This window comes from Anabaena sp. PCC 7938 (genome assembly GCF_049315035.1).
GTDB classification, from domain to species: domain Bacteria; phylum Cyanobacteriota; class Cyanobacteriia; order Cyanobacteriales; family Nostocaceae; genus Anabaena; species Anabaena cylindrica.
Genome location: NZ_CP186034.1, coordinates 1579557 through 1591488, shown reverse-complemented (window position 1 = coordinate 1591488; position 11932 = coordinate 1579557). Strand labels below are relative to the sequence as shown.

The window sequence follows — 11932 nt, the reverse complement described above, 5'->3', positions numbered from 1 at the left end:
GAAAAGCCCTGATTTTTAATTACGAATTACGAATTATTTTCCATAGTAAACTCTGGTATTACCGTAACCTAAATTTCGCAGATAATTATTCCATTGTTCTGCTTCTGAACGTTCTGCAAAAGGACCAACAGCTATATGCGCTCCTCGTGGCTGAGTTCTCATGAAAACACTGCTGTTTTTACCTATTCTCTGCTGAATTTGGTCTTTAAGGTAGCGCAGATTATTATAGCTGCTGGGAACGATCGCATAATAAAAATTAGACTGTCGCCGATTAACACTAGAACTAGTAGTGTTAGAATCGTTTACTGTAGAAGAATAGGGAACTTCGCTGCCAGAATAGTAGGAAACGGCCTCCGTGTTTGAGAAGTTAACAATACGAGCGCCATTTATACCGTTTACTTCTAGTTCTCTGACTCGTTGTTGAGCATTCAACGGTTTGCTAAAAACACCTGCTTGGATAATATTACGCCCATTATACTGTCGAATATAAGCGCTATTCTCAATCTGACGAACTCGTTGCAATGTTTGGGAGTTGTCACCATCAACATAAACAAAATACCGCTCAAAATTTTCACTATATTGACTAATTTGTGTATTTGAAGAAGGCTGAAATTTTGGGTTTTTTTGATAAAACTCCACCGGTTCAGTCGGTTGTAACTGCGGTAATGATGTCTGACTAGTGAGAATTTCGGCAGAAGGCGATGCTGTCTGTGCTATTGAAAAACCATTGTTGGGGATTTTGGCCTGTGCTGGGCTATATTGGTAAGTTAGCACTAAGCATCCACCCACAAATAAGGAAAGTATGGGTACAGAAGTAAATTGACTTGTTTTTAAAGTAGGCATATTTTTTAACTAGCGATCGCAAAATAAAAATTTCTACCAGCCATTTTAATCAAGCAATTGCCGATTCTGGAAATTTAAATGTCATCAAAACCGAAGTGCTTTCCTATCAGGGCTTTTCAGGGATGTGTGCTACAATTGAACAGTCTTACTACTCCAGTGTTGTCCTGGTCAGAAAAACCTCTAGCAGTACCAGGAGTCAACTTTTGAAAAAATGTAATTTACCATGGGGCTGCAAACTTAGCAGTTACTGAACCTAAAAAGATTTTAGGATTATGAAAAAAGTCGTCGTTGGTCTTTCAGGTGGCGTTGATAGTTCTGTCGCTGCTGCTATTTTACACAATCAGGGCTATGATGTAATCGGTTTGACTCTTTGGCTCATGAAAGGCAAAGGGCAATGTTGCTCTGAAGGAATGATCGACGCGGCTCAAATTTGTGAACAATTGGGCGTTCCCCATGAAGTTGTCGATATTCGGGATGTCTTTCAAACAGAAATTGTTGATTTTCTTGTCACTGGTTACAGTGTAGGAATTACGCCGTTGCCTTGTTCCCAATGTAACAAGACGGTGAAATTTGGGCCAATGGTAAAATATGCCCGTGAACAATTGGAATGTGATAGCATTGCTACCGGTCATTATGCCCAAATTCGCTACGATGATATTACCGGGCGTTACCAATTGTTACGCGCAGTTGACCGCAATAAAGACCAATCTTACTTTCTTTATGATTTGTCTCAAGATTTACTAAGTTGTTCTATCTTTCCTTTGGGTGAACTGAACAAAACCGACACCCGACGCATGGCGGCCGAATACAATTTAAAAACCGCCGATAAACCAGAAAGTCAAGATTTATGCTTAGTGGAAAGCAATGGTTCCATGCGGGCATTTTTAGATAAATATCTAGCGCCTAAACCAGGAAATATTGTCGATACTACTGGTAAAATTTTAGGACAGCATGATGGAGTGCATCATTACACAATCGGACAGCGTAAGGGTTTGGGGATTGCTGCACCGGAAGCGTTGTATGTAATCGAACTAGATGCTGTAAATAATCGTGTTGTTGTAGGCGATCGCTCTAAAGGAACTGAGGCAGAATGTACAGTAAACCGAGTAAATTGGGTTTCCATTGCTAAACCAGCAACCCCCATTCGTGCAGAAGTGCAAATTCGTTATCGTTCCGCACCTGTCCCCGTGACAGTGATTCCTTTAGAATGCGATCGTGTGCGTTTGGTATTTGATGAACCGCAATTCAGTATTACCCCTGGACAAGCTGCGGTTTGGTATGAAGGAGATAAAGTTTTAGGTGGGGGAATAATTGAACAGTTTTAGTTACAGCGGTTTTCAGGTAAATAAACTACTTTTTTAAATCTCACGCAAAGGCGCAAAGGCGCAAAGGAAGAGAAAAGAAGAGTGTGGTAAAAATACATGAAAACTGATGTAATTCCCAAGATTGAGCTAATAGTGAGGAAAAATCATAATGGTACAATCAGCCGTAAAACTGATCACAGTTAATGAATTTATTACTCAGTACGGTGATCATGATAATTATGAACTCATTGATGGGGAATTAATCGAGATGGAACCGACAGGACCCCATGAGCAAGTATCATCTTTGATTGGGCGAAAACTGAATGTAGAAATTGATCGTCAAGACTTACCATATTTTATTCCCCATCGTTGCTTAATCAAACTATTAGGAACAGACACAGCCTTTCGTCCCGATGTGATTGTGTTAGACCAAACACAACTAATTAATGAACCATTATGGCAACAAGAACCTGTAATTACATCAGGAAAATCAATTAAACTAATTGCAGAAGTTGTAAGTACAAATTGGCAAAACGACTATGCCCGTAAAGTTGAAGATTATGCTTTATTAGGTGTACATGAATATTGGATTGTAGATTATTTAGGCATTGGTGGTAGAGAATATATTGGTAAACCCAAGCAGCCAACTATTACAATTTGTACTTTGATAGAGGATGAATATCAAAAGCGATTATTTCAAAATAATTATCAACTCGTTTCCTCAATCTTTCCTAACTTGCAATTAACAGCAAAACAAGTTTTTATAGTGTAAATAACAGTAAATATGAAGTAGGGTGTGTTACGGCTGTGAAAAGATTAGGGAGTTTGAGATAGTAAGGATTAGCCGTAACGCACCAAATTTTTAGAGGCGTGAGTAATTTCTATAACGCATTTGCGGGGAAGGATTTTTTATTTATCACATTTTTGTAAAAAAGTTTGATAATGCTGTTCCAACGCAATTAAATTAGGTTTAAATCTGTCTTTGTCAGGAAGTAGTAATTTTTTTCCACTAAGTCCTTGATAATCAGTACCGTGTAAGCTAGGAGAGATAACCACTTCATAACTTTTTGGATCAATAGATAGTAGGTGTTGATCAAAAATTATATGTATATCTACCCGAAGTAAAATTCCATTAGAAGGATGATTTGTTTCATAACCAAGATAGGGAATAATATGAGCAGCTTGTAAAACCCTTTTTGTATCAAATCCTGTAATTGCACACTTTCCTTGATAGGCTTTTAGTAGATCACTACGAAACTTAGCTTGTCCTTTGCGTTGAACAACTACAGATATAACTCGCTCTCTATCATCTGTAATATTCTGCGGCTCAAATTCATTTTCAAGAGCATGAAGTAATTCTCTAGAAAGGTCGTCTTTTGGCTCTCCTCCAGCCATCAGTTGCATCAACTTTAAGTAAATATCATCCTCTTCGTTTGAATTTAAATCCCGTTGCTTTAAACATTTCTGATAAACAAAAGCTAATTTTATAAAATCTATTTTATCCCAAGGATTAATATTTTTTAATCTTTGGTTAGTACCTTCTTCTACTACTAAATTTGTATCCTGAGAACGTTTTTCTAGTATTTCCTTTTCTAGGTTTTCCTGAAATACAAATAACTCTTTTGATAACTTATCCTTTGGTCTTTCCCCGGATGAAAGAATAATAAGCTTCAGTAGAACATCTTTTTTCTGCTTAAAGTTTAATGTATGCTGCTCTACATATTTTACAAAAACAAAAGTGATGGTTTCCCAAACTTTAATTTCTGTTTCTGGAAAAACATCTAGTGTAAAACATTTTAACCAGTTTTCAAAACTGTCAGTTACAAAAACACCTACAAATGAATAAATTCTTTTAATTCGATCAAGCTGTTCGGATGTAAGTTGGCTAACTGGTCGATTACGAGGAATAAGTTTTTCCAAAGACTGGCTTTTAACTGTAACTTTTCCAGTTTTACGGTTTAAAATTCTTGTTTTTAATTTCAAATTTTCGTTATTTGACATTTTTACCTTATTAATACTATTCACTATCGCTTTCTCCCAAATTTTCATTCAAGATTGCTTCAATATCCCGTCCACCATAAATGACTCTGAGAATATCTACACCTGAATCTGAAGAAATATAAAAAACAAGATATTTTTTAAATCCTTTTATTGCTTGCTGTCGAATACCTACTAAATTAGGATGAGAAAATTGACATAGTTTTCCCATTTTACTGCCATGATACTATCAATTAACCACCATATTCACAAGCTGAGTCTTAAAGTGTTTCGTGAGAGCTTGATGACTGATAATTATATTATCTTGACGTGCATCTTGCCAAGGTTCTTCTTCATGAATTAAGCTTAATAATTTCCATGCAGAAAACTGACCATAAACAGAATACACTTCATCTAGTAGTTCACGAGTTTGCTGATCATATTTTGAAAAATCAATATCTTCAGGAATAGGAATAGCATTAGAACCATAGTCTTTATATATATGATAAGCTTCCGGTACTACAGGCCCATGTGTCCAAGCTTCAATAGATTCTGAAAATAAAGGTTGCTCATACAATGCTAAATGAAAACCTTGAGCATAATAAAGTAACTTTTGCAGCTTGAGATTAGACATTAAATCCCCAGCATCTTCATCTATCTGTGACAGAAAGTACTTAGCAACATCATGACAATTAAGCATACCTAATTCCTTTTTAGCAAGATTTTAACAAAATCACGATTTTTAAGTATAAATACTATATTAAATAATTAATACGCAATGATATTTTAAATACAAGCACCTGTATAAAGTACAATCAAATTGAAATGTATGCTAAAATATTCTCAAGCATTAGTATTCGTTACATCTTTAATAGCAATACCCGCAATTAACTTAGTTATACATCCATCGGCATCAGCTTCTATTGTCTGTGAACCAGGAACTGTGAGTAATTATAGTAATGGTTCGTTAGCAAGTTGCATTTTAGGGCAGGATACAACTTTGCAAATTTCTACTAATATGGGAGGATTATTAAATCTTCCCTGTAAAGCTAAGAATTATATTAGCTTTGACGATAAAGGGCAGTTTACAAGCTGTAGACTATCAGAAGAAATCCAAATCAGAAAAGGTGACTCTGTTCAAATATGCCTTCAAGATTACTTAGTACAAGTTTCATCATCAAAAGGTAGTGGCATATCTATTACTTGTAGACCTCAATATTAACCTATTTAATTCCTTATAATACTTCTATCTTGCTCGCTAAAACAATACCAGCTTCATTATTTCAGCAATTCCTCTCATTCCGACCGGCAATTGACAAAAAGTTTTAAGAATTTGTACTATATGTACCAACAATTTGATAACTTAGTACATAGTTCGCAACACATAGGAAAAAATTACGTTGAGTTACCATCTAGATGCCATTGCCCCCCACGGTGGAGAGTTGGTTAACCGGGTTGCTACACCCGCACAAAAGGAAACATTCCTTTCCAAGGCTGACTTCTTGCCACGAGTGACACTTGATGAGCGAGCCGTTTCTGATTTAGAAATGATTGCGATCGGTGGTTTTAGTCCGCTTACAGGTTTTATGAACCAAGAAGACTACGATCGCACAGTAGCAGAAATGCGCCTTGCTAACGGTGTTGTCTGGTCAATCCCAATTACACTATCTGTTACAGAAGAAGTTGCTGCACCTTTGCAAGTAGGTGGTGTAGTGCGTCTGGATAACCCTAACGGTGAGTTTATTGGGGTTTTGGAACTAAGCGAAAAGTATACCTACGACAAAAAACGCGAAGCTATCAATGTTTATCGCACCGATGATGCCAAACATCCAGGTGTGCAGGTAGTCTATAACCAAGGTTCTGTGAATCTGGCTGGCGATATCTGGTTATTACAACGTGATTCCCATCCCCATTTTCCTAGCTACCAAATTGATCCTGCTGCTTCACGGCAAATGTTTAGAGATAAGGGTTGGAAAACTATTGTTGGTTTCCAAACTCGTAACCCTATCCACCGCGCCCATGAATATATTCAAAAGTGCGCTTTAGAAACTGTGGATGGTTTATTTTTACACCCATTGGTAGGGGCAACCAAAGAAGACGATATCGCCGCAGATGTGCGAATGCGTTGCTATGAAATATTGATGGAACACTATTACCCTATAGATAGAGTAATATTAGCTATTAATCCAGCGGCGATGCGTTATGCTGGGCCAAGAGAAGCCATTTTCCATGCTTTAGTTCGCAAGAATTACGGCTGTACACATTTTATAGTTGGCCGAGATCATGCCGGTGTGGGTGACTACTACGGTACTTATGATGCTCAGTATATATTTGATGAGTTTGCGCCTGGTGAATTGGGCATTGTGCCAATGATGTTTGAACACGCTTTCTACTGCAAACGTACCAAACAAATGGCAACAACCAAAACCAGTCCTAGTAAACCAGAGGAACGGGTTCACCTATCGGGGACAAAAGTCCGGGAAATGCTACGTCGAGGTGAGTTACCCCCACCAGAATTCTCTCGTCCAGAAGTGGCAGCAGAATTAGCACGGGCAATGAGTATCCCCACAGTATTAGCTTAGAATTAATGGGAAACTAACAAAAAAGTATAGTCAGAAACTTTACTCTACAGACTTCAGCCCTTTAAGCTGTTAACTAATGGGCTGAGGGCTAACTGCTAATTATGAAACGGCGTGCGTTTTTAGAACGGATTGGCTCAATATTGGCGGTGTTGGGGCTGACTGAAGCTGAGTGGTTGACTTTGGGTAATCGCTATTACCAAGCTTTAGCAGCACCTAATCCCCGGAAGTTGGCTTTATTAATAGGCATTAATCAATATCCACAAAGTCCTGCACTTGGTGGTTGTCTGACTGATGTGGAATTGCAAAGGGAAGTCTTAATTCACCGCTGTGGCTTTGCTGCTGCGGATATTCTGACTTTAACTGAGGAACAAGCCAGCCGGGAATTCATTGAGGCGGCTTTTGTCGATCATTTGGGTAAGCAAGCCCAGGCTGGGGATGTGGTTGTCTTCCACTTTAGTGGTTATGGCAGTCGTGTCAAATTGGGGACTTTTCCAGAAACTGTGCAGAATGCTCTGATTCCGGTTGACGAAAAGGAACCACAGGATAGAAGATTCGTCAATTATTTATTAGAAGAAACTCTATTACTGTTATTGCGATCGCTTCCCACCGACCGAGTAACCGCAGTTTTAGATACAAGTTACTATACTCCAACTACATTACAACCATCAGGCCTGCAAATTCGCGCCCGTCCAGAATTACCAGCAACACAGTTAGCGCTTCCAGAACTGGAGTTTCTTAAACAACTGCAAACCCAGAAATCCGCTATTAATCAAGCAATGGTGTTGAAAGCCACCTCAGACCCAAATCAGCAAGCAGGAGAATTACTATTTTCTGGTTGGAGTGCGGGGTTATTTACCTATGCTTTAACCCAATATCTATGGGAAGCTACACCAGCAACAACAATTCAAATTCTCTTTTCTCATCTCAGTAGTTCTATGCACAGACTGGGAAGTGAACAGCAGCCAGAGTTAATGAGTGGGCTAAAAAATACTCAAAGTAGTTCCATTGTTGATAGTTTTCCTCTCGACGATATTGGCGCTGAAGGAGTAGTCAACGCTATTGATGAAGACGGCAAGACAGTTGAGGTATGGTTAGGAGGATTACTTCCCCAAGTTCTAGAATACTACGGTGTTGGCTCTAGATTCACTCTACCGACTGGAGAACAGCTAATATTGCGATCATCCCTCAAAACAGGTGTTACACCTTCACGGACTGGGCTAATTGCAAAAGCAGAAATTTCTAACCCAAAAACTAGCAACCCACCCCAAGTTGGGCAACTAGTACAAGAAGAGGTGCGTGTATTACCCCCAAATATTAATTTAACAGTTGCCTTAGATTCTGGGTTAGAAAGAATTGAGCGAGTAGATGCAACTAGTGCTTTTGCCTCAATTACCCGTATGGTTAACATCGCGTTAGCAGAACAAAGCGCTGATTATGTTTTTGGTAAATTACCACAGATTCCTAGCCGTTATGGTCTTTTTTCTCTTGGTGGTGAGCAAATTCTCAATACTGCTGGGGAAATGGGGGAAGCGGTGAAAGTAGCTGTGCAGAGATTAACACCAAAATTTTCTACCCTTTTAGCAGCAAAACTATGGCGATTGACAGAAAATGAAGGTTCTTCTCGCTTGGCTGTGAAAGGAACTTTAGAAATTATTAGTACAATATCACCCCGGACAATTATACAAAAGCAAACATGGCGCAGTCAGGTTCAGGAATCTGGGAAGGATAAAGCAATCATTAATTCAGGAACAACAGTTCCTAGCATTCCCGTTGGTAGTCGGATGCAATACAAAGTCAAAAATTTGAGCGATCGCCCGATATATTTAATCTTATTGGGTTTAAATAATGCTAGAAGTGCCTTTGGCTATGGTTCACCGGAAGCGATCGCATTATACCCCTGGCAAGTTAGCCCAGAAACAGATAGTTCTGACACAAAACCCCACCTGCGAGAAATAGTCATTCCCCCAAGAGAAACCCTGAAGCTACCACAAAGTGATGCTACCACTGGCTGGATGTTACCCATGCGAGCTTTCTTTTGTGAACACCAACTAATTATCAGTACTTCTCCCTTCACACAAACTCAGAAAGCATTAGAAACCCCTAAATATGCCACCGCAGATCAACAATCAATCAGCCCCTTAGTTAACCCCTTAGAAGTTGCCCAAGCCTTACTGCAAGATTTGCATAACGCTAACGAAACTGAAATGAATGGAACTGCGACAGACTCATACATTTTGGATGTGAATAATTGGGCAAGTCTTAATTTTAGTTTTCAGGTAGTTTGACTTTTCCACAGCTTTAAACGCTGGAATTTTTGTTTGAGATTAAAACCCACCTAGGTGGGTTTTGCTTATATAGCCTTAATTTCCAATTGCTTTAACGTCAGTTCGATGGGTAGCATATCAACGCCTGTCTGACACGAAGAGAGGTAGAAATACACTTAGTTTCCACGTAAAAATTAGGCTTTCAAAGCCTCTCCTCGTGAACGGGGAGAGGTGTGGAGAGGGGTTTTCAATTTATCGAACTCACGTTGCTTTACAAATATTTTTGCAACAACAATCCTAACTTCTCCTTAGTTGCTGCTGGTGCATTTGCCAAATTTGTCAGAATCGCATACTTCAAAGCCGAATGGGCTTCACTAGCAGGGGGATTTTCACTTAACCGCTTTACAGTTTCTTGAATTACCTTTTGGGCGTTTACCGCATTTCGTTGTAAATTACCAATCACCATCTCTACTGTCACACTATCGTGATCTGGATGCCAACAATCATAATCTGTCACTAGTGCTAAAGTTGCGTAGGCGATTTCCGCTTCTCTAGCTAACTTGGCTTCTGGTAAATTTGTCATCCCAATGACTGTAGCCCCCCAACTACGGTAAAGATTTGATTCGGACTTAGTAGAAAATGCAGGGCCTTCCATACAGATGTAAGTACCACCACGGTGTAGATTGACATCAGGTAAATTCAAGGAAGCTATCGCATCAGCCAAAACCCCAGCCAAGTTTTTACAAATAGGCTCACCAAAGGCAATATGTGCTACAATTCCCTCACCAAAAAACGTGGAAATGCGATTTTTTGTTCTGTCAATAAACTGATCTGGAACCACCATATCTAGTGGTTTTGCCTCTGCTTTTAAAGAACCCACCGCACTTGCGGAAATTAAGTATTTCACACCTAATTGCTTCATCGCATAAATATTTGCCCGAAATGGTAATTCACTAGGCAATAGTGTATGATTACGACCATGACGTGCTAAAAAAGCAACTCTAGTACCTGCTAGTGTTCCTAGAATGACAGCATCAGATGGTGAGCCAAAAGGTGTCTGTACCTCTAATTCCTCAATATCTGTCAGGGCTTCCATTTTGTATAAACCACTGCCGCCAATAATTCCAATTTGCGCTACTGCCATAATTTTAAACTTGTTATTTTTTCAACACTAAGTTATTTTACCGAAAATATTATTAGTCCAAAGCTACACAGCAGTAATTAGTCTGGCTGTTCTAGTTTCCGTAAAGCTACTATTGGAAATTTGATCAAATTTTGTTATTTTGAAATCAGGTGAAATTAGCTAGTATCACTTCTCCAGGCAGGGGTACGAATTCTTAATAGAGCCTACTAATCCCGCTATGGATACATAATAATGCCTCCGGCAGCCTATGCTAATGTAATTATCCTTCAGTAAATATTTTAGGCTTTTCAAATAGGTGGCTTATTTACGCGGTATTGTACTAGTATAAAAACTACATAAATAAGTGAAAAAAATATGCAAGTCACTGTAAATTCTCATCCAAATAATTTAGAAGAAATTTTGCAACGCATATTTAGTAATCGCAGAATTACACGTCAAGATCAACACATAATGATGTCCAGCCTTCTCTCGGCAGAAGGTTTAAGTGAGCAAAATATGCAGGAAATTAATAAAGTATTTGATGCTTTAAAAAAAGGATTGATTAAAGTCGTAGATTAGAAACATAAAGAAGAGATTTTAATTACTAATTCAAAATTGAGCAATTATTATTTGATGCTAAAAACCCCCAGATTTATCCAGGGGGTTAATCTAAAATATAAAATTGTCTAACGACAAATAACAAAAATTGAGTAGATTTTCAGATATAGCATATTTAATCAACAAGTTGCTGCTTCTGATTCTACTCAATTCCATTTATGCTCATTTTATTTTCGGCGCTCAAATAATCTTAAGCTACTGATGAAGCTTTCTTGCTTTTGCGTAAACCAAATGCACCAGCCATACCTAAAGCACCTAAGCCTAGAATTGTTGTAGGTTCAGGTACAGGTACAGTTTCTATTTCCAGACGAGCGCCATCGCCAGTGGTAGGGAATTTTGTACCACCGATTAAACCCAATTTAATGTCGAATGATTTGACGTTTTTTAATATTACTGACTGGATGTTGCTATTAGCACCTGGAACAATTGCTATGCTGGCTGGGTTAACACCACCAACTATATTGTCAATTAAAGTGCCTATGTCTTCTACGTCAAAGATATTGAGCTTTATTGTTTTACCGATCGCACCGAAGTTAAAGTTAAATTTACCAACTTCCAATTGACCTTTTTCAAGGGGAGTACCGTCACCTGCGACAGCTACGGGACGGAACCAGAAACCATCGGGGTTAGTTCCTCCATCGGTCTTCTTAAAATTAATAGGACCGGGATATGTATCGACGGTTAATCTATTATCTATAAACAAACGGCTTGCTAGGTTGCCACCTGCCCCGTCATAGTCGATGCTTGTTATTGTGTAACCAAAGGAATTTGGAACACCAAAAGTAACTTCTTCTTCGGACTGTGGAACCAATGAAGCAGCTTGAGCTTCTGATAAACCACCCAATAAGCTTAAGCCCAGGGTTGATACTGCAACTGTTGTTACTAAGGATTTGAATGATTTCATTTGTTTAATTGCTGGTTGAAGTGTGATATTTGAGGCCATTGTTATTTGCCTCGTTTGATTACTATTACAGTATCACTGAGATACCTACTTAAGTAAATATAACTCATCTGTAGTTTACACAATCTTTAAGAAAAGGATGCTTCTCTTTATACTAAATTTATACGCTAAGTATGCTGATACCAAAAAAAACGCACATTTTTAAACCTCTCAAATCCTTGTCCTGTAAGGAATTAAAGATAAAATATGTAGCTCTACTCAGATAAACAAAAGTGGGTGAATTTAGTAGTTATTGTTTGAGGGTAAGATAAAAAAGAGAT

Annotated in this window: 12 protein-coding genes; 6 read left to right on the top strand and 6 right to left on the bottom strand. The window is 38.5% G+C overall.

Going from position 1 to position 11932, the window contains the following annotated elements; all coding sequences use genetic code 11:
* Nucleotides 1-33 precede the first annotated feature (33 nt).
* Nucleotides 34-843: a hypothetical protein gene (locus ACOWPH_RS07400; protein ID WP_015214779.1), complete on the bottom strand. Its 810-nt coding sequence runs from the start codon at nucleotides 841-843 to the stop codon at nucleotides 34-36.
* Between the two features lie 272 nt (nucleotides 844-1115).
* Here ACOWPH_RS07400 and mnmA point away from each other — a divergent pair, with 272 nt between their 5' ends.
* Nucleotides 1116-2168 (top strand): tRNA 2-thiouridine(34) synthase MnmA, encoded by a 1053-nt coding sequence (gene mnmA, locus ACOWPH_RS07395; RefSeq protein WP_015214778.1) that lies wholly within the window; start codon nucleotides 1116-1118, stop codon nucleotides 2166-2168.
* A 148-nt stretch (nucleotides 2169-2316) separates the two neighbouring features.
* Nucleotides 2317-2919 carry a Uma2 family endonuclease gene (locus tag ACOWPH_RS07390; protein ID WP_015214777.1) on the top strand — a complete coding sequence of 201 codons (603 nt, stop codon included), beginning with the start codon at nucleotides 2317-2319 and terminating at the stop codon, nucleotides 2917-2919.
* Between the two features lie 137 nt (nucleotides 2920-3056).
* Here ACOWPH_RS07390 and ACOWPH_RS07385 read toward each other — a convergent pair whose 3' ends face one another.
* From ACOWPH_RS07385 to ACOWPH_RS07375, 3 genes are read right to left on the bottom strand one after another with little or no spacing between them, the layout of a single operon-like run.
* Nucleotides 3057-4148 carry an HNH endonuclease gene (locus ACOWPH_RS07385; protein WP_042464980.1) on the bottom strand — a complete coding sequence of 364 codons (1092 nt, stop codon included), beginning with the start codon at nucleotides 4146-4148 and terminating at the stop codon, nucleotides 3057-3059.
* A 16-nt stretch (nucleotides 4149-4164) separates the two neighbouring features.
* Entirely contained in the window at nucleotides 4165-4356 is a 192-nt protein-coding gene (locus tag ACOWPH_RS07380) for a type II toxin-antitoxin system RelE/ParE family toxin (RefSeq protein WP_042464978.1), read from the bottom strand.
* A gap of 18 nt (nucleotides 4357-4374) precedes the next feature.
* Complete coding sequence (locus ACOWPH_RS07375) at nucleotides 4375-4824, bottom strand: Panacea domain-containing protein (protein ID WP_015214775.1); 450 nt, start codon at nucleotides 4822-4824, stop codon at nucleotides 4375-4377.
* A gap of 129 nt (nucleotides 4825-4953) precedes the next feature.
* On the opposite strand from ACOWPH_RS07375, the gene ACOWPH_RS07370 reads away from it, so the two are divergent.
* From ACOWPH_RS07370 to ACOWPH_RS07360, 3 genes are all read left to right on the top strand, one after another.
* Nucleotides 4954-5346 (top strand): hypothetical protein, encoded by a 393-nt coding sequence (locus ACOWPH_RS07370; protein WP_015214774.1) that lies wholly within the window; start codon nucleotides 4954-4956, stop codon nucleotides 5344-5346.
* Nucleotides 5347-5524: 178 nt separating this feature from the next.
* Nucleotides 5525-6706 carry a sulfate adenylyltransferase gene (sat, locus tag ACOWPH_RS07365; RefSeq protein ID WP_015214773.1) on the top strand — a complete coding sequence of 394 codons (1182 nt, stop codon included), beginning with the start codon at nucleotides 5525-5527 and terminating at the stop codon, nucleotides 6704-6706.
* Between the two features lie 101 nt (nucleotides 6707-6807).
* Nucleotides 6808-8991 carry a caspase family protein gene (locus tag ACOWPH_RS07360; protein ID WP_015214772.1) on the top strand — a complete coding sequence of 728 codons (2184 nt, stop codon included), beginning with the start codon at nucleotides 6808-6810 and terminating at the stop codon, nucleotides 8989-8991.
* A 250-nt stretch (nucleotides 8992-9241) separates the two neighbouring features.
* Here the strand turns inward: ACOWPH_RS07360 and ACOWPH_RS07355 are convergent, their stop codons facing one another.
* Nucleotides 9242-10114 carry an S-methyl-5'-thioadenosine phosphorylase gene (locus tag ACOWPH_RS07355; protein WP_015214771.1) on the bottom strand — a complete coding sequence of 291 codons (873 nt, stop codon included), beginning with the start codon at nucleotides 10112-10114 and terminating at the stop codon, nucleotides 9242-9244.
* A 354-nt stretch (nucleotides 10115-10468) separates the two neighbouring features.
* Here ACOWPH_RS07355 and ACOWPH_RS07350 point away from each other — a divergent pair, with 354 nt between their 5' ends.
* Nucleotides 10469-10672, top strand: a complete 204-nt coding sequence (locus ACOWPH_RS07350; protein WP_015214770.1) for a hypothetical protein — start codon at nucleotides 10469-10471, stop codon at nucleotides 10670-10672.
* A 229-nt stretch (nucleotides 10673-10901) separates the two neighbouring features.
* Here the strand turns inward: ACOWPH_RS07350 and ACOWPH_RS07345 are convergent, their stop codons facing one another.
* Nucleotides 10902-11654: an LEVG family PEP-CTERM protein gene (locus ACOWPH_RS07345; protein WP_015214769.1), complete on the bottom strand. Its 753-nt coding sequence runs from the start codon at nucleotides 11652-11654 to the stop codon at nucleotides 10902-10904.
* Nucleotides 11655-11932: the final 278 nt, after the last annotated feature.